Origin of the sequence: Paraburkholderia sp., from assembly GCF_036488795.1 — a bacterium.
Taxonomy (GTDB): Bacteria; Pseudomonadota; Gammaproteobacteria; order Burkholderiales; family Burkholderiaceae; genus Paraburkholderia.
Genome location: NZ_DASXHA010000010.1, coordinates 1 through 24,664, shown reverse-complemented (window position 1 = coordinate 24,664; position 24,664 = coordinate 1). Strand labels below are relative to the sequence as shown.

At 63.4% G+C, this 24,664-nt stretch carries 22 protein-coding genes and 2 tRNA genes; 14 read left to right on the top strand and 10 right to left on the bottom strand.

Translation table 11 applies throughout. The features are described from left to right. Positions 1 to 36 precede the first annotated feature (36 nt). Together VGH41_RS01195 and VGH41_RS01190 are read right to left on the bottom strand one after the other, a co-directional pair. Positions 37 to 1,203: an HPP family protein gene (locus tag VGH41_RS01195; RefSeq protein WP_331595472.1), complete on the bottom strand. Its 1,167-nt coding sequence runs from the start codon at positions 1,201 to 1,203 to the stop codon at positions 37 to 39. A 288-nt stretch (positions 1,204 to 1,491) separates the two neighbouring features. Further along, positions 1,492 to 1,632 (bottom strand): hypothetical protein, encoded by a 141-nt coding sequence (locus tag VGH41_RS01190; protein ID WP_331595471.1) that lies wholly within the window; start codon positions 1,630 to 1,632, stop codon positions 1,492 to 1,494. A gap of 593 nt (positions 1,633 to 2,225) precedes the next feature. Between VGH41_RS01190 and VGH41_RS01185 the strand changes: the two genes are divergently transcribed. The 5 genes from VGH41_RS01185 (at position 2,226) to VGH41_RS01165 (ending at position 6,956) form a co-directional block, all read left to right on the top strand. Continuing rightward, positions 2,226 to 3,233 (top strand): adenosine kinase, encoded by a 1,008-nt coding sequence (locus VGH41_RS01185; RefSeq protein WP_331595470.1) that lies wholly within the window; start codon positions 2,226 to 2,228, stop codon positions 3,231 to 3,233. Between the two features lie 299 nt (positions 3,234 to 3,532). Continuing rightward, positions 3,533 to 4,669: a bifunctional 3,4-dihydroxy-2-butanone-4-phosphate synthase/GTP cyclohydrolase II gene (ribBA, locus tag VGH41_RS01180; RefSeq protein ID WP_331595469.1), complete on the top strand. Its 1,137-nt coding sequence runs from the start codon at positions 3,533 to 3,535 to the stop codon at positions 4,667 to 4,669. 66 nt (positions 4,670 to 4,735) lie between these two features. Then, entirely contained in the window at positions 4,736 to 5,248 is a 513-nt protein-coding gene (gene ribH / locus VGH41_RS01175) for a 6,7-dimethyl-8-ribityllumazine synthase (protein ID WP_331595468.1), read from the top strand. Next, complete coding sequence (gene nusB / locus VGH41_RS01170; RefSeq protein ID WP_331595467.1) at positions 5,245 to 5,679, top strand: transcription antitermination factor NusB; 435 nt, start codon at positions 5,245 to 5,247, stop codon at positions 5,677 to 5,679. The genes ribH and nusB overlap by 4 nt, the downstream gene beginning before the upstream one ends. An 83-nt stretch (positions 5,680 to 5,762) precedes the next feature. Continuing rightward, entirely contained in the window at positions 5,763 to 6,956 is a 1,194-nt protein-coding gene (locus tag VGH41_RS01165; protein ID WP_331595466.1) for a pyridoxal phosphate-dependent aminotransferase, read from the top strand. Between the two features lie 125 nt (positions 6,957 to 7,081). Here VGH41_RS01165 and VGH41_RS01160 read toward each other — a convergent pair whose 3' ends face one another. After that, on the bottom strand, positions 7,082 to 8,260 hold the full coding sequence (locus tag VGH41_RS01160) for a lytic transglycosylase domain-containing protein (RefSeq protein WP_331595465.1): 1,179 nt from the start codon (positions 8,258 to 8,260) through the stop codon (positions 7,082 to 7,084). Between the two features lie 579 nt (positions 8,261 to 8,839). Between VGH41_RS01160 and VGH41_RS01155 the strand changes: the two genes are divergently transcribed. Both VGH41_RS01155 and VGH41_RS01150 read left to right on the top strand, forming a co-directional pair. Next, the gene (locus VGH41_RS01155) at positions 8,840 to 10,408 is read left to right on the top strand and encodes a UbiD family decarboxylase (RefSeq protein ID WP_331595464.1); all 1,569 of its coding nucleotides are present in this window, start codon (positions 8,840 to 8,842) and stop codon (positions 10,406 to 10,408) included. Positions 10,409 to 10,536: 128 nt separating this feature from the next. Further along, positions 10,537 to 11,214 (top strand): LysE family translocator, encoded by a 678-nt coding sequence (locus VGH41_RS01150; RefSeq protein ID WP_331595486.1) that lies wholly within the window; start codon positions 10,537 to 10,539, stop codon positions 11,212 to 11,214. 37 nt (positions 11,215 to 11,251) lie between these two features. On the opposite strand, the gene VGH41_RS01145 is transcribed toward VGH41_RS01150, so the two are convergent. Further along, positions 11,252 to 12,217: a threo-3-hydroxy-L-aspartate ammonia-lyase gene (locus tag VGH41_RS01145; RefSeq protein WP_331595463.1), complete on the bottom strand. Its 966-nt coding sequence runs from the start codon at positions 12,215 to 12,217 to the stop codon at positions 11,252 to 11,254. Between the two features lie 277 nt (positions 12,218 to 12,494). Then, entirely contained in the window at positions 12,495 to 12,797 is a 303-nt protein-coding gene (locus tag VGH41_RS01140) for a hypothetical protein (protein ID WP_331595462.1), read from the bottom strand. Between the two features lie 923 nt (positions 12,798 to 13,720). Between VGH41_RS01140 and VGH41_RS01135 the strand changes: the two genes are divergently transcribed. The 5 genes from VGH41_RS01135 to trmB all read left to right on the top strand — a co-directional run bounded on the left by VGH41_RS01135 (position 13,721) and on the right by trmB (position 17,062). Further along, a complete protein-coding gene (locus VGH41_RS01135) occupies positions 13,721 to 14,659 on the top strand; it encodes a Rossmann-like and DUF2520 domain-containing protein (RefSeq protein WP_331595461.1) in 939 nt (312 codons plus the stop codon). Positions 14,660 to 14,736: 77 nt separating this feature from the next. Then, the gene (locus VGH41_RS01130; protein ID WP_331595460.1) at positions 14,737 to 15,057 is read left to right on the top strand and encodes an EthD family reductase; all 321 of its coding nucleotides are present in this window, start codon (positions 14,737 to 14,739) and stop codon (positions 15,055 to 15,057) included. A gap of 206 nt (positions 15,058 to 15,263) precedes the next feature. Beyond that, positions 15,264 to 15,827 (top strand): YggT family protein, encoded by a 564-nt coding sequence (locus VGH41_RS01125; RefSeq protein WP_331595459.1) that lies wholly within the window; start codon positions 15,264 to 15,266, stop codon positions 15,825 to 15,827. Positions 15,828 to 15,980: 153 nt separating this feature from the next. Then, a tRNA-Gly gene (locus VGH41_RS01120) sits at positions 15,981 to 16,054 on the top strand. Between the two features lie 189 nt (positions 16,055 to 16,243). After that, the gene (gene trmB, locus VGH41_RS01115; protein ID WP_331595458.1) at positions 16,244 to 17,062 is read left to right on the top strand and encodes a tRNA (guanosine(46)-N7)-methyltransferase TrmB; all 819 of its coding nucleotides are present in this window, start codon (positions 16,244 to 16,246) and stop codon (positions 17,060 to 17,062) included. Positions 17,063 to 17,140: 78 nt separating this feature from the next. Here trmB and VGH41_RS01110 read toward each other — a convergent pair whose 3' ends face one another. The 3 genes from VGH41_RS01110 to VGH41_RS01100 all read right to left on the bottom strand — a co-directional run bounded on the left by VGH41_RS01110 (position 17,141) and on the right by VGH41_RS01100 (position 19,071). Beyond that, complete coding sequence (locus tag VGH41_RS01110; RefSeq protein WP_331595457.1) at positions 17,141 to 17,977, bottom strand: undecaprenyl-diphosphate phosphatase; 837 nt, start codon at positions 17,975 to 17,977, stop codon at positions 17,141 to 17,143. A 78-nt stretch (positions 17,978 to 18,055) separates the two neighbouring features. Continuing rightward, positions 18,056 to 18,640: a DUF1439 domain-containing protein gene (locus VGH41_RS01105; RefSeq protein ID WP_331595456.1), complete on the bottom strand. Its 585-nt coding sequence runs from the start codon at positions 18,638 to 18,640 to the stop codon at positions 18,056 to 18,058. Between the two features lie 104 nt (positions 18,641 to 18,744). Then, on the bottom strand, positions 18,745 to 19,071 hold the full coding sequence (locus VGH41_RS01100) for a YkgJ family cysteine cluster protein (RefSeq protein WP_414696563.1): 327 nt from the start codon (positions 19,069 to 19,071) through the stop codon (positions 18,745 to 18,747). 253 nt (positions 19,072 to 19,324) lie between these two features. Between VGH41_RS01100 and hemN the strand changes: the two genes are divergently transcribed. Together hemN and VGH41_RS01090 are read left to right on the top strand one after the other, a co-directional pair. Continuing rightward, entirely contained in the window at positions 19,325 to 20,710 is a 1,386-nt protein-coding gene (gene hemN / locus VGH41_RS01095; protein ID WP_331595454.1) for an oxygen-independent coproporphyrinogen III oxidase, read from the top strand. Positions 20,711 to 20,827: 117 nt separating this feature from the next. Then, positions 20,828 to 20,912, top strand: a tRNA-Leu gene (locus tag VGH41_RS01090). 107 nt (positions 20,913 to 21,019) lie between these two features. Here the strand turns inward: VGH41_RS01090 and VGH41_RS01085 are convergent. Together VGH41_RS01085 and poxB are read right to left on the bottom strand one after the other, a co-directional pair. Further along, the gene (locus VGH41_RS01085; RefSeq protein ID WP_331595453.1) at positions 21,020 to 22,414 is read right to left on the bottom strand and encodes an amino acid permease; all 1,395 of its coding nucleotides are present in this window, start codon (positions 22,412 to 22,414) and stop codon (positions 21,020 to 21,022) included. A gap of 175 nt (positions 22,415 to 22,589) precedes the next feature. Then, complete coding sequence (gene poxB / locus VGH41_RS01080) at positions 22,590 to 24,314, bottom strand: ubiquinone-dependent pyruvate dehydrogenase (RefSeq protein WP_331595452.1); 1,725 nt, start codon at positions 24,312 to 24,314, stop codon at positions 22,590 to 22,592. Positions 24,315 to 24,664: the final 350 nt, after the last annotated feature.

Below are 24,664 nucleotides of genomic sequence, written 5' to 3'. Positions count from 1 at the left end.
TTGTCCGTATTCGGGCATGTGGGGGAGAGTCAGCCATCAGGCTGCGTGTTGCCGCTCGGCATATGCCTGACGATACAGGCCCGCAATCAGATCTGCCTCCGTGATCATGCCGGCGAGACGCTCCTGCGCGTCCAGTACCGGGATATGGTGATGTCCGGTGTTGGCGAAGAGAGGCAGCAGTTCCACGATAGGCGTTGCCACGCCGACGCTCTGCACATCCGGGTTCATCAATGCGCCGACGAGTGGCGCCGGCACCGTCCTGCGCCTGAACCAGCGTGACACGAGGGGCGGTAGTACCGGCAGGTTGCCGAAAGCAGGTTTGTCCATCAGGTCAGCACGGGTCACGATGCCGACGACACACTGGTTTGCGTCAATCACCGGAAGCGCCTTGATACTGCGTTGTTGCAACAGATCCCACGCTTGCGACGCCCGCGTCACCACCGACACCGAAAGCACCGGGCTCGACATGATGTCCGCGCAAGTCAGTTCGCTGAACGTGCGGGCATAGGCTTGCAACTCGATTTCGCGCAGCAGCGATTCCAGATCGTCGAGGTCGATGTCCAGCAGTTCACCGCGCCGCTTCACTACCGCGTCGAGGTCCGCACGCGTGAACCCTTCCCTCGGCGCCGGCTCGGACCCTGCCGCGCCTTTGCCCGGACCTTGCTGGGCGACGTGAGGATATCGATGGCCGGTGACGGCGTGGTACACGATGGCCGCGCACAGCAGCGCCGCAGACTGGATGGCAATCGGCTCGGCGACGAAGCGGTAGCCCAGGGCATGAACGGAGGGACCGCCCAGTACCGCCGTCAACGCCACCGCGCCTGAAGGGGGATGCACGCAGCGCAGCGCAAACATCAGGCAGATGGCCAGTGCGACGGCGAGCGCGGCCGCGCCGACCGGATCGGCAATCCAGCCTGCACACGCGACACCGACCGTAGCAGAGACGAGGTTGCCTCCGAGGATGGACCACGGCTGCGCCAACGGACTCGCGGGAACCGCGAACAGCAGCACGGCCGAGGCGCCCATTGGCGCGACAAGGAGCGGGATGTTCGCAGCCGGTCCCAGCAGAAGGTGCATCGACCCGCCGGTGAATGCGATGCCAAGCAGCGCGCCGAGACAGGATCTCAGCCGTTCCGGCCAGCGAACCGCGATAGGACTGGGAATGAAGCTGGAAAACCAGCGAATGGCGGCGTAGCGGGACAAGGTTTGACCAGGAAGGTTGGTGGATCGCGTCACGCGGGACGGGATTCACACCTTAAGGTCAAACCCTCCCGAAACGAAACAACGTATTGTTATGATTATATTTCATTGTGATATAAAAATACGTTGCCATTTTTGTTTTGCAACACGAAAGAACGGGCTGGAAGATTGGCGCGACAGGCGCAGTCCGCGAAATCTGGTGGCGCAGATGCAGAGCCAGTCCCATGCTGACGGTGCTTCGATCGGCACGGAAGCGTCATTCGAAATTCGACTTCCAGCATCTTCCTTTTGTCAGTGATGCTTATCACTGTGTTCGACAGGCGAGCCGCGCATGATCCGCTGCTCCGGAAAGAGCGCGGACAAGCCGAAGCCGATAGCGGCAAAGACTAGCAACGCGATAAAGAACAGTACCCAGTAAAGACCGAAACTCATGATCATCTCCTTTCACGAGATGTGCTCAGGCGGCACAGGCACCCGAAAGCGTCGTGTCGATATATTTCTTCGCCATCTCGGAGGCAATCTTCAAGGCATCCCCTGGACTTCGAAAAGGTCGACCTTCAACGCGTTGGCTAGCTGCGAGATCTGATCCAACGCGTTTTCCTACCTAAGCATGGCTGCCAGCCGCTATCAGCGTCGCCGCTTGCGCGACCAACCGGGCGTCGCCTGTCGGCGACCGAGCCTCAGGTTCATTATATATCACAACGTGATACATACCGATTCAACCTGAGTCTGCGCCAGTAGCGCGGCGTCTGCGCGCTTGAGAGCGGCGCTCTCCGAGCCGAAAACCGGCCGCGAAGCAAACGGCAATGGCGACCGCGCGAACACATCGTGCAAAGGACCTTTGAAGGCTCCGCGGTCCGGACAAACTTTGCTGCATGGCCGCAAAGGCGCCACTGCATCAGATGGACCCGTATAAACTACGGGCTGGGCGCGCCTGCTCCACTTTGGACCATGGCGTGCCGTTACCGCCCGGAGCGACGCGCCGCGTCGCTCTGCTTGCCGCCACCCACGCACACTTCCGTTAGATGACACGCTACGACCTCTACGCCATCGGCAACGCCCTCGTGGACTCCGAATACAAGGTGACTGACGCTCAACTCCAGGCCATGGGCGTGGATAAGAGTCACATGACATTGATCGACGCCGACCGGGCCGCTGAACTGCAGCGCCATCTGCACGGCATCGAAACGCACCGCAGCGGCGGCGGCTCGGCCGGCAATACGGTGGTCGCGCTGGCGCAACTGGGCGGCAAGGCCTTCTACTCGTGCCGCGTGGCCGACGACGAACTGGGCGCGTTCTACATCCAGGACCTGGCCGCCAACGGCGTCGCCACCAACCTCACGCAGAACCCGCCGCAGGCAGGCGTCACCGGCAGCTGCACGGTCCTGATCACGCCGGACGCCGAGCGCAGCATGAGCACGTTCCTCGGCGCGACCGCCGCGCTGGATGCCACCGCGCTGCAGCCGCAGGACATCGAAAGCGCCAGGGTCTACTACATGGAAGGCTACCTGGCGTCGTCGCCCACCGGCCTGCAGGCCGCGCTGAAAGGCCGGCAGATCGCACTGGATGCCGGCGTGAAGCTCGCCACCACGCTGAGCGACGTCAGCATGATCAGGTTCTGCCGCGACGGCCTGACGGCCATCATCGGCGATCGGCTGGACTATCTGTTCTGCAACGAGGAAGAAGCGCAAGTCTGGTGCGGCACGCAAGACCTGGCGGCCATCTACGAACAGGTCGGCAAACTGGCCGGCACCGTCTGTCTGACGCGTGGCCCGCAAGGTTGCGTCGTGATCGAAGATTCCAGCCACACGGTCGTGCCGACCGACAAGGTCACGGCCGTCGACACGAACGGCGCAGGCGACATGTTCGCAGGTGCCTTCCTGTACGGCATCACGCAGGGCCATAGCCATCTGGAAGCGGCGCGGCTCGCGAACCGTGCAGCCGGCGAACTGGTCAGCCGGTACGGCAACCGCATGCCGCAGGACGCAATGGATGCGATCAAGGCCACATTCCTGAAGCAGTCAGCGGGCTGAGCGGGTTTTCGGAGCCCGCTTCGGGCGTATCAGGCGGGCGCTGAGCGCCTGATACGCCGGCCGGATGCCGGGCCGCCCTTCGTTTGGCCCTTGGTTTGGGCCTTCGTTTCGCCCTTCATTCGCCCTTCATTCGCTCTTCATGGCGCACCTCGCTGCGCCCTGCCGGGCGGCGCGACCCGTCGCCCGCCGGCGGTGTCCCGAGCGCCTGCCACCGTGCCATTTGGCCTATGTCATCCGGCACGGGCGACGCGGACCCGCGCGTGGCGTAAAATACGCGCTTTCCCGAAATTCTCGCCATCATGACGCTCGCCTCCACTCTTGAGATCATCGCGGAACTGAAAGCCGGCCGGATGGTGATTCTCGTCGACGAAGAAGACCGCGAAAACGAGGGCGATCTGGTCATCGCCGCCGAATTCGCTACGCCGGAAGCGATCAACTTCATGGCGCGCTACGGCCGCGGCCTCGTCTGCCTGACGCTGACCCAGGACCGTTGCAAGCAGCTCAACCTGCCGCTCATGACGTACCGCAACGGCACGCAGTACGGCACCGCGTTCACGGTCAGCATCGAAGCGGCGGAAGGCGTCACGACCGGCATCTCGGCGGCGGATCGCGCTCGCACCATCCTCGCCGCGGTGGCACACGACGCGCGGCCGGAACACATCGTCCAGCCGGGCCACGTGTTCCCGATCATGGCGCAGCCGGGTGGCGTGCTGGTGCGCGCCGGCCACACCGAAGCCGGCTGCGATTTCACGGCGCTGGCGGGTCTCACGCCGGCCGCGGTGATCTGCGAGATCATCAAGGACGACGGCACCATGGCGCGCCTGCCGGATCTGGTCGAATTCGCCAGGGAGCACGGCCTGAAGATCGGCACGATTGCGGACCTGATTCACTACCGCAGCCGCACCGAATCGATTGTCGAGCGCATTTGCGAGCGCACCATGCAGACGGCGCACGGCCCGTTCCGCGCGGTGATGTACCTCGACCAGCCGAGCGGCCAGCCGCATATCGCGCTGGTGCGCGGCACCCCCACGCCGGAGCGCGAAACCCCGGTGCGGGTGCACGAGCCGCTGTCGGTGCTGGATCTGCTCGAAGTCGGCGCATCCGCGCATTCGTGGACGCTCGATGCGGCCATGAAAGAGATCGCGGAACGCGATCTCGGCGTGGTCGTGCTGCTGAACTGCGGCGATTCGAAGGAACATCTGGTCGAGGTCTTCAAGGCGTTCGACTGTAAAGACAAAACCGACGCGCTCAAGCGCCGGCCGGTGGACTTCAAGACCTACGGCATCGGCGCGCAGATCCTGCGCGAGCTGGGCGTCGGCAAGATGCAGGTGCTGTCGAACCCGCGCAAGCTCGGCAGCATGTCGGGCTACGGTCTCGAAGTCACGGGCTTCGTGCCGATGCCCGGCTGCGATTCCCAGGCGCCTTCGGCGTCATAAGCGGCACAAAGCTGATCCGACCATTCACGCGCTCTTGCGCTTACTCAAACACACTACGGACTGACTATGGAAATCGGACAATACCAACCGAATCTCGACGGTGACGGCCTGCGCATTGGCATCGTCCAGGCACGCTTTAACGAACCCGTTTGTAACGGCCTCGCGGACGCCTGCATCGAAGAACTCGAACGGCTTGGCGTGACCGGCGAAGACGTGCTGCTCGTCACGGTGCCGGGCGCACTGGAAGTGCCGCTGGCGCTGCAAAAGCTCGCCGAAAGCGCGCAATTCGACGCGCTGATCGCGCTCGGCGCGGTGATCCGCGGCGAGACGTATCACTTTGAACTGGTGTCCAACGAAAGCGGCGCGGGCATCTCGCGCATCGCGCTCGACTTCGGCATTCCGGTCGCCAATGCCGTGCTGACCACGGAAACCGACGAGCAGGCCGTCGCGCGCATGACCGAAAAGGGTCGTGACGCCGCACGCGTCGCCGTTGAAATGGCGAATCTCGCCGTCGCGCTGGAACAGCTCGGTGGCGATGACGACGAAGAAGACGAGGACGAAGAAGAGGACGAGGCATGAAGAGCGCTCGCCGACGCTCCCGCGAACTGGCCACGCAGGGGTTGTATCAGTGGCTGCTGTCGGGTTCGCCCGGCGGTGAGATCGACGCACAGTTGCGCGGCGCACAAGGCTTCGACAAGGCGGATCACGAGCATCTGGACGCGCTGCTGCATGGCGTGATCCGCGATTCGGAAACGCTGTCCGCCGACCTCACGCCGTGTCTGGACCGGCCGATCGACCAGCTCTCGCCGGTCGAACGCGCGGTGCTGCTCGTCGCGGCCTACGAACTGAAGAATCACGTCGACATTCCATACCGCGTCGTCATCAACGAAGCGGTCGAACTCGCCAAGACCTTCGGCGGCGCAGACGGCTACAAGTACGTCAACGGCGTGCTGGACAAGCTGTCGGCGCAATTGCGCGCGGCCGAAACGCAGGCGGCCCGCAAGCGCTAAGCCGTCACGCGTTGCGCGGGAGTCGCCGGCAGGCGTCCCGCCATGCATCTGAAACTGCCTTACCGTAGCTGTGTACTGACTGTATGAATTCCGTGACCGAACCGTTGCTGCGGCTTGCCGCGCGCGTCGACGCGATCCAGCCTTTCTACGTGATGGAGCTGGCCAAGCAAGCCGCGCAGCTGGAACGCGCTGGCCGCGACATCATTCACATGGGAATCGGCGAACCCGATTTCACCGCCCCGGAGCCGGTCATCGAAGCCGCCGCGAGCGCACTGCGCCGCGGCGTCACGCAATACACCAATGCACTCGGCTTGCATGCGCTGCGCGAAGCCATTGCCGGGCATTACGCGCAGTCGTATGGCCTCAGCGTCGACCCTGCGCGCATCGTGGTCACCGCGGGCGCCTCGGCGGCGCTGCTGCTCGCCTGCGCCGCGCTTGTCGACCGTGACGACGAAGTGTTGATGCCCGACCCGTGCTATCCGTGCAACCGCCACTTTGTCGCTGCTGCCGAAGGCAAGCCGGTGCTGGTTCCGAGCGGGCCGGCCGAGCGCTTCCAGTTGACCGCCGCGGATGTCGGGAGGCTGTGGAACGAACGTACGCGCGGGGTGCTGCTGGCCTCGCCGTCGAACCCGACCGGTACCTCCATCGAGCCCGCGGAACTCAAGCGCATCGTTGATGCGGTTCGGGCGCGGGGCGGCTTTACGATCGTCGATGAGATCTATCAGGGGCTCAGCTACGATGCACCGCCGGTCTCGGCACTGTCGTTCGGCGACGACGTCATCACCGTCAACAGCTTTTCGAAGTACTTCAACATGACCGGCTGGCGTCTCGGCTGGCTCGTCGTGCCGCCTGCGCTGGTCGGCGCGTTCGAGAAGCTGGCGCAAAATCTGTTCATCTGTGCGTCGGCGCTGGCGCAGCATGCCGCGCTCGCGTGCTTCGAGCCGGCCACGCTCGCGATCTACGAAGGGCGCCGCCTCGAATTCAAGCGCCGCCGCGACTTCATTGCACCGGCGCTCCAATCGCTTGGGTTCTCTGTCCCGGTGATGCCCGACGGCGCGTTCTACGTCTACGCGAATTGCGACACTGTGGCGCATGCGGCCGCCGGCGACAGCGCCGCGCTGACCAAAGCCATGCTGCACGATGCGGGCGTCGTGCTGGTGCCCGGCATGGACTTCGGCAATCACGCGCCGCGCTCGTACATCCGGGTGTCGTATGCGACGGCATATCCGAAGCTGGAGGAAGCGGTCGAGCGACTGCGCGGACTGTTCGCGCGCTGAACCTGCCGCCGCGGGCGTGGCTCACGCAAAAACGCCCGCAACAATAAAAAAGGCACCCACGGGTGCCTTTCCTTTTTGTACTACGTTTTCCTGGCTGTTGCCGCTGGACGGTCACGCGCCCAAGCTCAGGCGCCGAACTCCGACGAGGATGCATGCTTGGCAGTCGTGCTGGCGTCATCTTGCGTCGGACCCTTGACCGTCGTGTTCGCGGTCAGCGGATGCTCGGCGTCGAGCGTCACCTGCACGCGCCTGGCCGGCCCTGCTGCCGCCGGCGCCGCCACCGACGCGGTTGTCGTAACCGGCGCCTGCGGTGCATTGATCGGCACCTTGCGACCACGTGCCACATCACGCAGACGGCCACGCTCGGCCATCACCTTCGCACCGTAGCCGCCATCGTCCTGCGAACTCGAACCGACGTACAGACGCAAGCCGCCGGGCAGCGAACCGCCGCGCGCGATGCAGTCCTTCAGCACGAGCGCGCCCACCTTGATGTTGGCAAGCGGATCGAGTGCGGCGCTTTGGCCACCGAAGTACTGGAATTTGTCCGAATGCACCTTCGACATCACCTGCATCAGGCCTTGCGCGCCCACGCCGCTTTCGGCGTACGGGTTGAAGCCCGATTCGATTGCCATCACGGAGAGCAGCAAGAGCGGGTCGAGACCCACTTCGCGACCGGTGTCGAATGCGGCTTTCACAAGCTCGCCGACCGGTTCCTGAGCGACGCGGTAACGCCGCGCCAGATAGTTCGCCACCAGATCCTGCTCGCGGCTGGTGACCAGCACCCGGTCGTCGCGGGCGTCGGGCGCCACGCGCTGCGAGGGAATCAGACGCGCCAGCGCGCTGATGGTTTGCACCGAACGCGGGTCGAGCGCATTGAATGCCGTCACGCCCAGACCGCTCGTGCCACTCCCGTCGAAAGCACCGTCGAAACTCGTGTTGCTGGGCGTTACGCCATTGCTGGCGTCGTTGCTGGTGTTGCCATTGCCGCCGAAGTTGGGCGTGTTGGCGGAAAGCGATTCGTCAGCCGCTGGAACCCCAACGTTAGGAGGCGCGAAAGACGGCAGCGGATTGCCCTGCAACAAACGGGCGGGGCCGGCCTGCACTGCGGCAGAAATGACCGGCATCAGCTTGGCTGCCAGGGTGCCGCGCCACGTCGGCATCAGCCACAAGGCAAGCGCCAGCAGGAAGGCGAAGCCGCCGACAATGCTGAACAGGTGATGACTCATACGCGTTCCGCGACGCAAGACAGCACGCATTGCTTGCGCGAGTCGCTCGTCGGGACGCCACGTTAACCAGGCGTTCATTCAGATCTCCCATCTTGCATGATCTGCGAACCCCACCGGTCTGGCCGGCATCAAAACACGTTCGCAGAATCAAGACGTCGCGCGCTCTGGTTAAGGCGGCAGCGGCGTCGGGAATACGGCACAAAACCGTCGGTGGGGAGCCGTCTTGAAACAGCTCAGCGGCATGCCAAAAAAGCGTGCACGCAGAGGCTCCCACGCGAAAAACCAGCGTCAGGTACGCTGGCGAGGAACTACAAAAGACCGACAAATACCGTGCAGGGGTTCGGTAAGCGGTGACGCGGTGCGTCGTAAGGACCGGGGGGCGCTGGTAAAAAGGTTCACGCCCTGCAACCAATGTGACCGGATTCTAGCAGGGTTAAATAGATCGTCAACACTATAGACGAGCAAAAGTATAACTAATTGTAATAACGAACAGTGTTCAGCGGGAGGAGACCCGCTCTCTGCGCGCGTTTCGGGCATTTTCAAATTCAGCCTCCGAACGTGCGCCAACCAACGCAGGTAAAATCGACAATCACTCCTGCGCGGCGATTGCTGCCGCGTGCTCACTTTCGCCGCACCGTGCGGCCCCGATCCGACCCGATGAAATATAAAGACCTGCGCGACTTCGCCGGCCGTCTCGAAGCACTCGGAGAGCTGCGCCGTATCCAGCAAAACGTCTCTCCTGTCCTGGAAATGACCGAACTGTGCGACCGCGTGCTGCGTGCCGGAGGTCCGGCACTGTTATTCGAGGCGCAGCAAAGTCATGCGTTCCCGGTGCTCGGCAATCTGTTCGGCACGCCGCGCCGGGTGGCGCTCGGCATGGGCATCGACGCGGGCGAGCAAAGCGGCGACAGCGCCGCCCTGGAGTCGCTGCGCGACGTTGGGCGCCTGCTGTCCGCCTTGAAGGAGCCGGAGCCGCCCAAGGGCCTCAGGGACGCCGGCAAGCTGTTCTCGCTCGCCAAGGCAGTCTGGGACATGGCACCGAAGACGGTGAGTGCGCCGCCTTGCCAGGAAATCGTGTGGGAAGGACAGGACGTAGATCTCGCGAAGCTGCCCATCCAGACCTGCTGGCCGGGCGACGCCGGACCGCTCATCACGTGGGGGTTGACCGTCACGCGCGGCCCGAACAAGAGCCGCCAGAATCTAGGCATCTACCGCCAGCAGCTAATCGGCCGTAACAAACTGATCATGCGCTGGCTCGCGCATCGCGGCGGCGCGCTCGATTTCCGCGAGTTCGCGCTGCAGAATCCGGGCAAGCCCTATCCGGTCGCGGTGGTGCTCGGCGCGGATCCGGCCACCATCCTCGGCGCCGTGACACCGGTACCCGACACGCTGTCCGAATACCAGTTCGCCGGCCTGCTGCGCGGCGGCCGCACCGAGCTGGCAAAGTGCATCACGCCGGGGGTCGACACGTTGCAGGTGCCGGCGCGCGCGGAGATCGTGCTCGAGGGCTTCATCTATCCGCAGCAAGGCACGCCGCCCGCAGCACCGGCCGGCGCGCCGCCGCGGCCCGCGAAAGGCGCGAGCGCCGGGTACGAACACGCGCTCGAAGGCCCGTATGGCGACCATACCGGCTACTACAACGAACAGGAGTGGTTCCCCGTGTTCACGGTCGAGCGCATCACGATGCGCCGCGACGCCATCTACCATTCCACCTACACCGGCAAGCCGCCCGACGAGCCGGCCGTGCTCGGCGTCGCGCTCAACGAAGTGTTCGTGCCGCTCCTGCAAAAGCAGTTCAACGAGATCACCGACTTCTACCTGCCGCCCGAAGGATGCAGCTACCGGATGGCCATCGTGCAGATGAAGAAGAGCTACCCGGGACATGCCAAACGGGTGATGTTCGGCGTCTGGTCCTTCCTGCGACAATTCATGTATACGAAGTTCATCGTGGTGGTCGACGAGGACGTCAATATCCGCGACTGGAAGGAAGTGATCTGGGCCATTACGACGCGGATCGATCCGGTGCGCGACACGGTGCTGGTCGACCGTACGCCGATCGACTATCTGGATTTCGCCTCGCCGGTAGCCGGCCTCGGTTCGAAGATGGGACTCGACGCCACCAACAAATGGCCTGGTGAAACGGATCGCGAATGGGGCCGCCCCATCGAGATGGACGCGGCGGTGAAACAGCGCGTCGACAGTTTATGGGCGGACCTGGGGCTGTGAAGCGCGCGTGGCCGAAGCGGCATATTGAAGCAGCACGTCGAAGTAGTACGGCGCGGCGAAGCGCCGCACTGTCTGTGCTCGTGACCTTCTAGCCGGAATAACAAAAAGCAATTGGAGCAGTGCCAGGAATGCATGTGTTGTCGATGTTATCGGACGGTTTTTTTCTGTCGCTTTCGTTGTGCCTCGATATTGGTCTCGTCAACGTGGCCATCATTTCGCTGACGTTGTCGCATGGTTTCAAGCCCGGCTTCTGGCTCGGACTCGGTTCGTGTTTCGGCGATCTGATTTATGCGGCGCTCGCGCTGGCGGGCATGGCGGCGCTACTGCAATTCGAAGCGGTGCGCTGGGTGGTGTGGATCGGCGGCGCGGCCATCCTGCTGTTTCTCACCTGGAAGATGGCGCGTGAGGCACTGTGGCCGGCGTCGGCTCCGCCCGTCGAAGGCGAAGCCAACGCCGCGGCGCCCCGCCTGAATACGTGGCGTGGGTTTCTGCGCGGCGTGTTGCTGGCGATTTCGTCGCCTTCGGCGATTCTGTGGTTCGCGGCGGTGGGCGGTGCGCTGATCGCCAAGGCCGGCGCGACCACGGTAACCACGGCGCCCGTATTCCTCAGCGGCTTCTTTCTGGGCGGCCTCGCGTGGACGCTCTTTATCTGCGGCCTTGCAAGCCACGGCCGCAAACGCGCCGGCACCGCTTTGCTGCGCGCCTGTCATGTGCTGTCGGCGCTGCTGTTCGCGTACTTCTCGTATAGCGTGATCGTCAACGGCTACCGCGACCTGATCGTGCAAGCGGCTCAGGCCGCGAGTTGAGGTTGCCGGTCTTGAGCGCTTGCGGCTAGCAAGCCTGTCAAGCCAGATACTGCCCCAGCCGCGATATGTCTACATTGCCACCGCTGACCAGCACGCCCACCCGCTTGCCTTCCACCGGTACGATGCCGCTCATCACCGCAGCCGCGGCCAGACAACCGGTCGGCTCGACGACTATCTTCATGCGCTGCGCGAAGAAGCGCATTGCGTCGAGCAACTGTTCATCGGTGACGGTCACCACCTGCTCGACCAGACGCTGGATGATCGGGAACGTGTAGATGCCGAGGTGCGTCGCCGCCGCACCATCGGCGATGGTGTGCGGCACGTCGATATGCACGATTTCGCCGCGCGCCATCGACTGCTGGCCGTCATTGCCCGCTTCCGGTTCGACGCCGATCACCTTGCAGCCCGGCGCGAGCGCCGCCGCCGACAACGCACTGCCGGCCAGCAAGCCGCCACCGCCGAGGCAGACGAACAGCAGGTCGAGCGGACCCGTTTCGGCGATCAGTTCCTGCACCGCCGTGCCCTGCCCTGCGATCACGTGCGGATGATCGTACGGCGGAATCAGCGTCATGCCGCGCTGTTGCGCGAGGCGCTCGCCAATCTGTTCGCGGTTCTCCTTGTAGCGGTCGTACACGATCACTTCGCCGCCGTAGCCTTTGGCCGCGGCAATTTTCGCGGCGGGTGCATCGTGCGGCATGATGACCGTCGCCCGTATGTCCGCGAGGCGCGCGGACAACGCGATCGCCTGAGCGTGATTGCCCGACGAATAGGTCAATACGCCGGCGTTGCGCTGCGCGTAATCAAAGTGCGAAATCGCGTTGTAGGCACCCCGAAATTTGAACGCGCCCATGCGCTGGAAATTCTCGCACTTGAAGAAGATTGACGCGCCGGTCCGGTCATTGGCCGTGCCGGAGGTCAGAACGGGCGTGCGATGCGCAACGCCTTCGAGACGCGCGGCGGCGTCGACGACATCGACATAGGTGGGGACGGGAAGCGCTTGCATCGGCGAGAAACTCCAGAGCGGTGGAATAAGCGTGCAATCAGCACGCATTCTCCCAGCTTCGACACCGCTTTGGTATGCAGTTTGCGTGGCGCGATTCAAAGTCGCTCATTACCCGCAGATTCGGCCCAAATAAAAACGGCGCAACCTGGCCACCAAGCCAGCGTTGCGCCGTTAGAGCGAAATGCGCTTCGAAATTCGCCTGTTACCCGGTTATTGCCGTATCCAATGCATCGAAAGATGCAACGGCTTGCCGCGCCAACCCCCACTCAACTACCGTTTAATGACGATAGTACCCATGTCCGTAATACCCATGCCCGTAATACCCACGGCCATAATAGCCGCGATGGTAATAAGGATGACCATAGTAGCCATACCCACCGCCCACTACGACGACAGGCGGCGGCGCATAGACGACCGGCGGAGGCGGCGGCGCGTAATACACCGGCGCGGGCGCGTAGACCGGGTAAGCCGGCGCGACCGGAATGCCAATCCCGATACCTACGGACACGTGTGCTTCAGCAGCGGTGGCGAACCCCACACCCAGTACAGCGGCAACCACAAACGGAATGATCTTTTTCACTTTTCTTCTCCTTGCGCGACTGGCCGGATGACCGCGTCGCATCACATGCAGCCTATGGAAATCAATGTATCGAAAAAGGATCACTACCGCTGTGCCCATTTGTTGCAAATTGCAATTGCTATTGGCGCAACGTAATACATTGCGACTCCGTGCGACACGCCGGGTCCACGGACGTCCCCCGCAACGCCCCGAAGAATCGGCCTTGGCGCGCAATTCAATTGAACCCATGGACACTTTTACCGATCGGCAATCGCAACCCCCAGAACTCCCGGTAATCTTTAATTACAAATTCAATTCAGAAGACAAGCCCTGTGACAGCGGCTCGTTTGTATCCACGCAACGAGGGCAGTCCGGATCCGTAAACGCAAAGTGCCCGGCGCGGGGCGCCGGGCACTTTCAACTGATTCAGGGCTCGATCCTCAGCCCACTTTGACGTAGGTAAATTCCCGTGAGACGTTCGGAGGCACATACGCACCGCTAATCTTGACGCGTGGCGTGAGGCGCTTTTTTTGATCCCACCAGCGGCGGCGCTGCGAATGAGTCAGGAACCGCAAGTGTTTTCGGTAAGAAAAGATGCTCATGGTGACCTCCCGAATCTGACTGCGAGACAGAGAAAATTCCAACTGCAACTGCCAACTCTCATTTGACCAGGCAAATTGTGAGCAGTTTTTGGACCCGCGGGCTGGGCGCCGGCGAATGAGCCACGGCGCACTTCATATCGCGCGGAATTTAATCTGAGGAAAAGGGCCATAACGTGGCGGGCGGCATGCCACAGCCACGCGCCGGAACCGAGGCGCCGCCTCGCCGCACGCTTTTCGCGCCACGCTTCGCGCACCGCGGAGTCAGGCCGTCCCTGCGCCTGCCCCGAATGAATGCGCGATACTCCAAGCTTTCCCTTCGTTCTGTCGTCTGGAGCAGGAACCATGTCCCAGTCCTCTATGCCGCGTCTTGGCTTCATTGGCGCCGGGCGCCTTGCGCGCTGCCTTGCGCCCGGCTTTGCGCGCGCCGGGTACCCGGTCACGGCAATCGCGAGTCGCACGCCAGCCTCAGCCCGCCAACTTGCCAGTCAGATCGATCACTGTGCCGCGTTCGACGACCCGCAACAGGTGGTCGACGCCGCCGATATCGTCTTTTTAGCCGTTCCCGACGACAGCATCGGTTCGACGGCGAACACTCTGCGTTTCGATTCCGCGTCCGCGTCCGGTCATGGCGTGCGCGCGCTGGTGCATTGCAGCGGCGCGTCGCCGGTGGAGCTGCTTGCCGCAGCGCGCGCCCAGGGCGCGTCGATCGGCGGTTTTCATCCACTGTACCTGTTTGGCGGCGATCCCGCAGACATCGAGCGTATTCATGGCTGCTCGGTGACGATCGAAGCCGACGGCGCGCTCAAAGACGCGCTCACCGGCCTCGCGGTGGCGTTGCACTGCCATCCGCTGTCGATTCCGCCCGGCGGCCGCATGCTCTACCACGCGGCCGCCCACTATGCGGCCAGCTTCGCGCTGTGCAACCTTGCCGAGTGCGTCGCACTATGGCGCACCTTGGGTTTCGCCGAGGACGACGCACTGCGCGCGCTCTTGCCGATGCTCGCCGGCACCATCGAAACCGCGCGCGACAAGGGTTTGCCCAGCGCGCTCGCCGGGCCCGTCTCACGCGGCGACACGAGCGTGGTACGCAAACAGCTTGCGCTGCTTGAAGCGCTCGGCGGCGACCACGCCGCCCTATACGGACTGCTCACCCGGCGCGCCGTCGAACTCGCGCGCCGCCGCGAGACGCCGCCGGCTGCCATCGACGCCATCGCCGGGGCCGTCGAAGAATCGCTCGAGCGTTCGCTGAATCACGTACCGGCTGGCACTAGCGTCAAATAAGCCGTGATAATGTGACGACCGGCGCAGCGCGCAATCCGCCTGTGCCTCGCACCGGGACCAACAGACGAGAACGCATAATGATCAAGGTCAGCATCCTCTATCCATACCGAGAAAACGGTCGCTTCGACGTGGACTACTATTGCGGCACCCATATGCCGCTCGCGGCGAAGCTGTTCGGCGCCGCACTCAAGGGTTGGTCGGTCGACGTCGGCATCAATGCCGGGCCGCCGGGCACGCCGCCGCCGTACGTGGCCGCAGGGCATTTCCTGTTCGACACCACCGAAGCGTTCTACGAAGTCTTCCAGCCGGCGTCCGAAACCCTGGTCGCCGACATTCCCAACTACACGGACGGCGGCAACGGTTCAATCCTGATCAGCGAGATCAAGGTGGCGGTCTAGCCGCCCTGACCCCACCGCGAGCGGGTGACGCGCCGGCCAGACCGAATGGCGCGCAATCACCCGTCCGCGGCCGCCGCCACACAAGAGCAAGCAGACTCACAGCAAGCAAACTTGTTGATAAACACGCCGGCATGCCGACAGGCGCGTGCCGGTGCCCGGCAGCCGGTCCCTCACACCGGCCGCTACCCTGAAGGAAAGGACACGAGATGTTCGGCGATATCGCCCGTTTTCTGCTCAATACCGTTTTCACGCTGTTCGGCGCGGCGCTGCTGCTGCGCGCATGGCTGCAAGTCGTGCGTCTGCCGCCGTACAACCCGGTTTCGAACGCCGTGCTGCACGCCACCAACTGGATCGTGCTGCCGCTTCGGCATATCGTGCCCAGCGCGCGCCGCATCGACTCGGCGAGCATTCTTGCGGCGGTGATTGCCGCCATTGTGTATGTGGCGCTGATGGTGGCCGTCACCGGCGTCGATCCGCTCCAGTTGTGGCCTACCCTGCTGATCGTGGCGGTGCTGACGGTCATCAAGTGGGGGCTCAACCTGATCATCTGGCTGACCATCCTGATGGCGCTCCTGTCGTGGCTCAATCCTCGTTCGCCCGCCATGCCGATCCTGTATCAGCTGACCGCGCCGTTCCTCGATCCGCTGCGCCGCGTCGTGCCGCAACTGGGCGGCATCGACCTGTCGCCGATCCTGCTGTTCGTGATCGTGCAGGTGCTGTTGATGATCGTCACGCGGGCAGCCGTGCAACTGACGTACTTCGTCATTTGAGCCGTCGCGTTTCGCCGATGTCAGGCCGGGTCTGGGTGCCCGGCCTGACTACCCGGTGTCTTACGGCTTGCTCGCCTGTGCGAACGCCGTCGCGGCATCGGCCGCTGGCTCATTTGCCTAAATCACCCAAACCCGCGTAAAATTGCGGGCTGCGCGGGCGTCGTATAATGGTAATACCCTAGCTTCCCAAGCTAGAGCCGTGGGTTCGATTCCCATCGCCCGCTCCACATTCAGCAGATTCTCAGCGGGAATCCAGCACGAGAGCCGCCTCCACGAAGGCGGCTTTTTCGTATTGACGGCAGCCGGCGGGGCAAATGGCGCGAACGCGCCGCGCATCTCGCTGCGCCGCCCCGCGCGCCTCACGCTTACCGCTACCTTTGTAGTTAGCCTCGCAGTTATCTTTGTAGCCATCGACAATGACCCACGATCCGAACCAGGCCGGCCTGCCCGGCGAGCCCAACCCGAGTTCCGACGACGCGCGCGTCGAACCGTCCGCGGCGCCTGTCGAAAGCGGCAGCGCAGCGGCTGGCGGCGACGCGCTGGAATCGAAGGAAGCGCTGCATCTGCGCCGCATCCGCAGCTTCGTCACGCGCGCCGGGCGTGTGTCAACCGGCCAGCGCCGCGCGATGGACGAACTCGGTCCGCGCTTCGTGATGCCCTATTCGCCGCAGCAACCGGATTGGGACATCGTGTTCGGCCGCCACGCGCCGCGCATTCTCGAGATCGGCTTCGGGATGGGCGCGACCACCGCGGAAATCGCCACGCATCGTCCGGGTGACGATTTTCTCGGCGTCGAAGTGCACGAGCCGGGCGTGGGCGCCCTGCTCAAGCTGATGGGCGAGCAGGAACTGTCGAATATCCGCATCATCCAGCACGACGCCGTCGAAGTGCTCGAGCACATGATCGCGCCGGACAGTCTCGACGGTGTGCACATCTTCTTTCCGGATCCGTGGCACAAGGCGCGTCATCACAAGCGCCGTCTGATTCAACCGAAGTTCGTCGCGCTGCTCGTGTCGCGTCTCAAACCCGGCGCGTACATCCACTGCGCGACGGACTGGCAAAACTACGCGGAGCAGATGCTCGAGGTGCTCGGCGGCGACCCGGCGCTCGTAAATACGGCGGATGGCTATGCGCCGCGTCCGGAGTACCGCCCGGTGACCAAGTTCGAGCGCCGCGGCTTGCGGCTCGGGCACGGCGTGTGGGACCTGGTGTTCAAACGGCGCAACGTCAGTTAAGCATCGAAGCGGCGCTCATCATGCAAAAGGTCCGCCCATCAGGCGGACCTTTGCGTTTCCGGCCACGGCATAGACGTGTCAGGCGGACCAGTCCAAAGCGTCGCTGTATCCGACCAGCAGGATCAGCAAGCCAAAGCCAATCCGGTACCACGCAAAAACCGTGAAGTCGTGCGACGCGATGTAACGCAGCAGCCAGCGCACGCACACGAACGCGCTGACAAACGCAGCCGCGAAACCCACCGTGAACATGCCCAGCGCATCCGTGGAAAGCGTGTGCCAGTTCTTCGCCAGTTCGTAGGCCGTCGCGCCGAAAATGATCGGCATGGCGAGGAAAAACGAGAACTCCGTGGCGACGCGCCGTTCCAGACCGAACAGCATGCCGCCGATGATCGTCGAGCCCGAGCGCGACATGCCCGGAATCAGCGCGAAGCACTGCGCGAGGCCGACTTTCAGTGCGTCGAAGGCCGTCAGACTGTCGATGCGCTGTACGCGCGGCGGCACCTCGCCGCGGGCACGCTGCCGTGCCTCGGCCCACAGAATCACGACGCCGCCGGCCACCAGCGCGACGGCCACGGGCACCGGCGAGAACAGCGCGTCTTTGATGGTCTTTTCGAACAGCAAGCCGAGCACGATGGCCGGAAGCGTCGCGATGATCACATTCAGCACGAAGCGCCGCGCGTCGGGGCGAGCCGGCAGCCCAGCGACGACATCGCCGATCCGGCGGCGAAACTCCCAGCACACGGCCAGAATGGCGCCGAGCTGGATGACGACATCGAAGGTCTTTGAATAGGCGTTGTCGAAATCGAGCAGACTGCCCGCGACAATCAGATGCCCCGTGCTCGAGACCGGCAAGAACTCGGTCAAACCCTCCACCACGCCGAGCAGCAACGCCTTAACCGCCAGTATCCCGTCCATCCGTTCCCCTCATCGCCACAGGTCGTCGAATCAGGGCCGGTTCAGCTGCCACGCGCGGCCCCAGCGGCCGCGCATGCGTCATTTCTCGACGATTTGCACGCGTATGCCGTTTGTAAGGATTGTGATTGTACCGGGTTCGTAGTTCACCCCGGCGAATTGCAGCTGTTCGGGCTTGAAGGTGTAGATGGGATAGTTGGTGAGCAGGTTGGTCGCGAGCAGCGCGGCGGCGGCGTTGATCTGCTGCGTATAGGCTTGCGCCCCGCCGCTGACGTCGACCTTGTCCACATTTGGCGACTTCAGCACGACGGAACGACTGGCCTCGTCATACGCCAGTTCGCTCGACAAGGTGAAGACGCCGTCCACCGGCTCTTGCAGGAACGGGCTGGCGAGATGCGCGTCGAGCCGCACGGACACGCGGTTGGCATCCGGCAGGAAGCCGACCACCGGGTTCGTCAACTGCACATTGAAGACCTGCGAGAGGGTCCGCTGATAGGGGAATTTGCGCTGCACCGCCTCCTGCACCTGCTGCTGAGAGAAGGTGTAGTGCGATGGGATGAACGGAAAGGTCGAGGCCGCGCAGGCCGCCAGCGACACCGTGATGCCCACGGCCGCACAGCTCGCGAGCAGGAAGCGGCGCCGGGTCGGCGCAACCGGATGGGTCATGCAAGTTCTCCATGCAAAATGGTTGCTGCTGAAACAGCCCCGCTGCGGGGATTCAACTGTGTCCAGGAGCGCGGCGTCACGGGCCGCTCGTTGAGAAAACCTCGTTAAGCGCGCACTGCAGGCTGCGTCTGCGTTTCAAGCCGGGTGAGCCAGGCGAGCGCCTCGCTGCGGGACGTGCCGCACATTTCGCCTTGCGGTTGCAGACCGGAACAGCACGCGGGCCGTTCGGGCTGACCGAAAATCGCGCAGCGCAGATCCTCGCCCAACTGCACGCAGCGCACGCCGGCCGGCTTGCCGTCCGGCATGCCTGGAATGGGACTTGAAATGGACGGCGCAATGCAGCACGCGCCGCAATCGGGGCGGCACGCGTGACCGGGCACATCAAACGGAGAAACGACTGTCACCACACTCTTCCTGAAACACTGAAACATCCACTGAAACACACCGACGACGCCCCAGCGGCACGCCAACCTCGCATTGTGCCATTGCTGCGCGTGCGACCTTTTTACTCGCTTCAGGTCTGTAGGGCTCACGTAAACTGGGCAGCTTCGACAGGCCACGTTCGCCTCGCTCGCGCCACCGCGAAAGACGCCTTCTCCGCTCCATCCGGGAACTCGGAGGCCCGGTCCGCAGGTTTCCCGCTCTGGCACGAGGGTCGGCGGCGTGACGCACAACGAGCCGCCCATGAGCACCGCCGACAGCCTTTTCCATCCCGATCTGCTGGCCAGGTACAGCGCGAACGGCCCACGGTATACGTCCTACCCGACGGCCCTTCAGTTCCGCGACGATTTCGATCAGGCCGACTACCGGCGCGCCGCCGCCGATCCGGGCGCGGCCGCGACCGATCTCTCGCTGTACTTCCACATTCCGTTTTGCGACACCGTTTGCTTCTATTGCGGCTGCAACAAGGTCGCGACGAAAAACCGGGCGCACGCGCGGCCTTATCTGGACCGTCTGAAGCGCGAACTCGAATTGCAGGCGGCGTGCTTCGATACGGCGCGGCCAGTTTCGCAACTGCATTGGGGCGGCGGCACGCCGACCTTTCTGTCGCACCACGAGATGACCGAGCTGATGACAACCACCCGCGAGCACTTCTCGCTGAGTCCGGATGCAGTGGGCGAATTTTCGATCGAAGTCGATCCGCGCGAGGCGTCGGCGGAAACCATCGCGCATCTGCGCAATCTCGGCTTCAATCGCCTGAGTCTGGGTGTGCAGGATTTCGACCCGCGGGTTCAGCAGGCCATCAACCGCATTCAGCCGCTGGAGATGACCGCTTCGGTGATGCACGCCGCACGCACCGCCGGCTTTCACTCGATCGGCGTCGATCTGATCTACGGGCTGCCGCATCAGAGCGTCGACAGCTTCAGCCGGACCCTGGACACCATGCTCGCGCTCGCGCCGGATCGTCTGTCGGTGTTCGGGTATGCGCACATGCCGCAGCTCTTCAAGATGCAGCGTCGGATGGACGCCTCGGCGTTACCGTCGCCGGCTGCGCGGATGGCGCTTCTGCGGCTCGTGGTCGAGCGTCTGACGAGCGCGGGTTACGTGTACATCGGCATGGATCACTTCGCGCTGCCCACCGACGAACTGGCCCGTGCCCAGGCGCAGCGCACCTTGCACCGCAATTTTCAGGGCTATAGCACGCGCGCGGAATGCGATCTGATCGGCTTCGGTGCGTCGTCCATCGGCAAGGTGGGCGACGTCTATGCGCAAAATCACAAGGATCTGCCGGGCTACGCGGCTGCCATCGATGCCGGCCGTCTCGCGATCACGCGCGGCGTGCGCCTGAGCGCCGACGATCGCCTGCGTCGCGACATCATCACGCAACTGATGTGCAACCTCGGACTGCACTTCGACGAATTCGAAGCGGCTTACGGCATCCGCTTCAAGCACACATTTGCAGCGGAACTGCAGCGCTTGCGCGCGTTCGCCGACGATGGCCTCGTGTCCATCAGCGGCGACAAGCTCGAAGTGTTAATGCCCGAGCGGATGCTGGTCCGCAACATCGCCATGGTGTTCGACCGGTATCTCGGCCAGCAGACCATGGAGCGGTTTTCGCGGACGCTTTGAGCCAGGTCCCGGCGCGCAGCATCGGCCACTGGCAGGTAACTTGCCCGGCGTCGCGTTTTCGGACATAATCTGCGTTTCCCGCCGCGCGCAATGTTAAATGCGCGTGTCGCAAGATAAGCCCAGGTGGTGAAACAGGTAGACGCAGGGGACTCAAAATCCCCCGCCGCAAGGCGTGCCGGTTCGAGTCCGGCCCTGGGCACCAGAACACCGCAGTACCGCAGCAAAAACAGCCAACCCGCGCCAATCGTTACGATGCCGCGGGTTTTTGTTTTGAGCCGGCGGCTCAGCCTCGGAGCCGCCACTTCCCATTCAGTGCCCGCCCGCCCGCGCCAACGCCACCCCCGCGCGCCGACGCTTCACCACATAGCCTGCCCACATCACCAGCAGCCACACCGGCACGAGCCACACCGAGACGGACAAACCAGGTGTCATGGCGAGAATCACCAGAATCATCGCCATGAAGGCAAGGCACATCCAGTTGCTCAGCGGGAACCAGAACGACTTGAAGACCAGCGTTTCCCCTGCCGCAACCATCGCCTTGCGCGACTTCAGATGGGTGAGGCTGATCAACGCCCAGTTCAGCACCAGCGCGGCCACCACCAGCGCCATCAGCATGCCGAGCGCTTCGGCCGGTATCAGGTAGTTGACGATCACACAGGTGAAGGTCGCGAGCGCCGACAGGCCAATCGCCAGATACGGCACGCCACGGCGATCCACCTTCATCAGCGCACGCGGCGCATTGCCCTGCTCCGCGAGGCCGTACAGCATGCGGCTATTCGCATACACGCCGCTGTTGTAGACCGACAGTGCCGCCGTCAGCACCACGACGTTGAGAATGTTGGCCGTCAGCGCGGAGCCGATCTGCGAGAAGATCATCACGAAGGGGCTGCCGCCTGCGGCGACCTGATTCCACGGATACAGCGACAGCAGCACCACCAGCGAGCAGATATAAAAAATCAGGATCCGGTAGATCACCTGATTCACGGCCTTCGGGATGCTCTTTTGCGGCTCGTCCGCTTCGGCCGCGGTGATGCCGATCAACTCCAGACCGCCGAACGAAAACATGATCACGGCCAGCATCATGAAGAGACCGTGAAAACCATGCGGAAAGAAACCGCCGTTGGACCAGAGGTTGGAGACGGACGCCTGCGGACCGCCATGGCCGCTGATCAGCAGATAGCCGCCGAACAGGATCATGCCGATCACGGCCACCACTTTGATAATCGCAAACCAGAACTCGGTCTCGCCGTAGGCTTTGACGTTCGCGAGATTGATCGCATTGATGACCACGAAGCACACCAGCGCCGACACCCACGCGGGCACGCCCGGCCACCAGAAATGCACGTAGGTGCCCACTGCCGTCAACTCGGCCATGCTGACCAGCACGTAGAGCACCCAGTAGTTCCAGCCTGACAGAAAGCCGGGGAAATCGCCCCAGTACTTGTAGGCGAAATGGCTGAACGATCCGGCCACCGGTTCCTGCGCGACCATTTCGCCGAGTTGCCGCATGATCATGAAGGCGATGATGCCGCCGATCGCGTAGCCGAGAATCATCGACGGGCCGGCCGCCTGCAACACGCTGGCCGAACCGAGGAACAAACCGGTGCCGATGGCTCCGCCGAGCGCGATCAGCTGGATGTGGCGATTCTTCAACCCGCGCTTGAGGCCGTGCTGGAGACCGTCTTGTTGCTGTGAACTGTTCAAATTGCGCCCCAGTGAAGGCAGGTGGGTCACCCGGACAAACAGGTGGTTTGGCCCGGCAAAGCCCGAGATTCTAGCTTGCCCGCCGTGACCCACATACTGGGTGGAACCCATGACACCGGGTTCGCCGCTGTTGCCTGCTACATGTTGCTACCCGATGACCCTGCGCCGGCGCGCCTCAAAGAAAATTCGTGTTCGCCAGCTCGACCACTTCATCACCGCGTCCGTTCAGCACCGCGCGCAGCATGTACAGACTGAAGCCCTTGGCTTGAGCCCACTGGATTTTCGGCGGCATCGCCAGTTCGTGCTTGGCCGTGACGACGTCGATCAAGGCGGGCCCCGGATGCGCAAACGCATCACGCAACGCGTCGCCGATGTCCTCCGAATCTTCGACGCGCACGCTATAGATGCCGGCGCCTTGTGCGATGGCCGCGAAGTCGGTGGCGCTCAGATCGGTGCCGGTATCGAGGTAGCCGCCCGCCTTCATCTCCATCGCGACGAAGCCGAGGGTACTGTTGTTGAACACGACCACCTTGATCGGCAGATCGAGTTGCCGCGCCGTCAACAGATCGCCGAGCAGCATGGACAGGCCGCCGTCGCCCGACAGCGAGATCACCTGGCGATCCGGCTGCGCAGCCTTGGCGCCCAACGCCTGCGGCATCGCGTTGGCCATTGAGCCGTGATTGAACGAACCGTGCAAGCTGCGCTTGCCGTTCATCGTCAGATAGCGCGCGGCCCACAGCGTGGGCGTGCCGACATCGACGGTAAACACCGCGTCCTTGTCGGCGACTTCGTCGATGATGCTCGTCAGATATTGCGGATGAATCGGCTTGCCGGGATCGGACGGGCGCGCGAGATCGTCGAGGCCCGCGCGCGCGGCGAAATAATGCGTGCGGGCCCGTTCGATGAAATCGCGGTCCGTCTTGCGCGTGAGCTTGGGCATCAGCGCCTGCAACGTGGGCTTGATGTCGCCGATGAGTCCCATTTTCAACGGCGTGCGTTTGCCGAGGGCGCTGCCGCGTTTATCGATCTGCACGACATTGCCGTGCGACGGATAGAAGTTGCGATAGGGGAAATCCGTGCCGAGCATCACCAGCGTGTCGGATGACATCATTGCGTAGTATCCCGAACTAAATCCGATCAGTCCGGTCATGCCGACGTCGTAGGGGTTGTCCCACTCCACGTATTGTTTGCCGCGCAACGCGTGCACGGTGGGCGCGCCGAGCAGATCGGCGAATGCGACCACTTCGTCATGGGCGCCGGCGCAACCGCTGCCGCACAGAATCGTGACGTTTTCGGACTGATTGAGCAGATCGGCCAGCCGGTCGATGTCCGGAACCGACGGCAGCAGTGTCGACGGTTCGAGCGTGCCGGCCCACGCGGGCACTTCATCGGGCGCCTCGCCGAGCGCGACGTCGCCTGGCAGCACGATGACGGCGACACCTTGCTGTTCGATGGCGGTGCGCATGGCGGTGGCGAGCACGCGCGGGAACTGCGACGGGTTCGTCACCAGTTCGACATAGTGGCTGCATTCCTTGAACAGTTCTTGCGGATGGGTTTCCTGAAAGTAGCCAAGACCGATTTCCGACGATGGGATATGTGCCGCGATGGCGAGTACGGGTTGATGATTGCGATGGCAATCGAACAGGCCGTTGATCAGATGCAGATTACCTGGGCCGCAACTGCCGGCGCAGACGGCGAGTTTGCCGGTGGCGGCGGCATCGGCGCCGGCGGCGAAGGCGGCGACCTCTTCGTGGCGGGTATGCATCCAGCGGATGGCGCCGAGGCGGTAGAGGCTGTCGGAAAGTCCGTTGAGGCTATCGCCGGTGACGCCCCAGATGCGTTCGACGCCGGCGGCGTGAAGGGTTTTTGCCAGAAAATCTGCGATGGTCTGTGTGCTCATGCTCTACTCCGTGCAAGGTTGAAGAGATGTCGCTCAGTGGTTCGCGGTTTGGGGTTTTTGTGGTGTTTTCTTTGCTGCTGTTTTTGTGCTGCGCTTTTTGTGCTGCGCAGCCTTGGACGTGTGGCTGGTTATCGTACTACTGGTTTGCTTTTTGGGTCTTTTGCCTGCGCGGCGCTTTGGGGTCGCTAGCTTCGCGGGTTGCTTACGGCGTTGGGCTTTGCTTGCTTTTGGGCTGTTGGCGTTGTGTTTTGTCTGGTTGTTTGCCCACGGCGTTGGCCTTTCCTTGCATTCTTATCGGTCTGTTGGCGCTGCCCCTCGGTTGTTTGCCTACGGCGTTGGCCTTTCCTTGC

What these genes read in the sequence shown, in the direction of transcription:
- VGH41_RS01190 (WP_331595471.1), bottom strand. Translation starts at nt 1,632, where the DNA reads ATGAGTTTCGGTCTTTACTGGGTACTGTTCTTTATCGCGTTGCTAGTC.
- VGH41_RS01185 (WP_331595470.1), top strand. Translation starts at nt 2,226, where the DNA reads ATGACACGCTACGACCTCTACGCCATCGGCAACGCCCTCGTGGACTCC.
- ribBA (WP_331595469.1), top strand. Translation starts at nt 3,533, where the DNA reads ATGACGCTCGCCTCCACTCTTGAGATCATCGCGGAACTGAAAGCCGGC.
- ribH (WP_331595468.1), top strand. Translation starts at nt 4,736, where the DNA reads ATGGAAATCGGACAATACCAACCGAATCTCGACGGTGACGGCCTGCGC.
- nusB (WP_331595467.1), top strand. Translation starts at nt 5,245, where the DNA reads ATGAAGAGCGCTCGCCGACGCTCCCGCGAACTGGCCACGCAGGGGTTG.
- VGH41_RS01165 (WP_331595466.1), top strand. Translation starts at nt 5,763, where the DNA reads ATGAATTCCGTGACCGAACCGTTGCTGCGGCTTGCCGCGCGCGTCGAC.
- VGH41_RS01160 (WP_331595465.1), bottom strand. Translation starts at nt 8,260, where the DNA reads ATGAACGCCTGGTTAACGTGGCGTCCCGACGAGCGACTCGCGCAAGCA.
- VGH41_RS01155 (WP_331595464.1), top strand. Translation starts at nt 8,840, where the DNA reads ATGAAATATAAAGACCTGCGCGACTTCGCCGGCCGTCTCGAAGCACTC.
- VGH41_RS01150 (WP_331595486.1), top strand. Translation starts at nt 10,537, where the DNA reads ATGCATGTGTTGTCGATGTTATCGGACGGTTTTTTTCTGTCGCTTTCG.
- VGH41_RS01145 (WP_331595463.1), bottom strand. Translation starts at nt 12,217, where the DNA reads ATGCAAGCGCTTCCCGTCCCCACCTATGTCGATGTCGTCGACGCCGCC.
- VGH41_RS01135 (WP_331595461.1), top strand. Translation starts at nt 13,721, where the DNA reads ATGTCCCAGTCCTCTATGCCGCGTCTTGGCTTCATTGGCGCCGGGCGC.
- VGH41_RS01130 (WP_331595460.1), top strand. Translation starts at nt 14,737, where the DNA reads ATGATCAAGGTCAGCATCCTCTATCCATACCGAGAAAACGGTCGCTTC.
- VGH41_RS01125 (WP_331595459.1), top strand. Translation starts at nt 15,264, where the DNA reads ATGTTCGGCGATATCGCCCGTTTTCTGCTCAATACCGTTTTCACGCTG.
- trmB (WP_331595458.1), top strand. Translation starts at nt 16,244, where the DNA reads ATGACCCACGATCCGAACCAGGCCGGCCTGCCCGGCGAGCCCAACCCG.
- VGH41_RS01110 (WP_331595457.1), bottom strand. Translation starts at nt 17,977, where the DNA reads ATGGACGGGATACTGGCGGTTAAGGCGTTGCTGCTCGGCGTGGTGGAG.
- VGH41_RS01105 (WP_331595456.1), bottom strand. Translation starts at nt 18,640, where the DNA reads ATGACCCATCCGGTTGCGCCGACCCGGCGCCGCTTCCTGCTCGCGAGC.
- VGH41_RS01100 (WP_414696563.1), bottom strand. Translation starts at nt 19,071, where the DNA reads ATGTTTCAGTGTTTCAGGAAGAGTGTGGTGACAGTCGTTTCTCCGTTT.
- hemN (WP_331595454.1), top strand. Translation starts at nt 19,325, where the DNA reads ATGAGCACCGCCGACAGCCTTTTCCATCCCGATCTGCTGGCCAGGTAC.
- poxB (WP_331595452.1), bottom strand. Translation starts at nt 24,314, where the DNA reads ATGAGCACACAGACCATCGCAGATTTTCTGGCAAAAACCCTTCACGCC.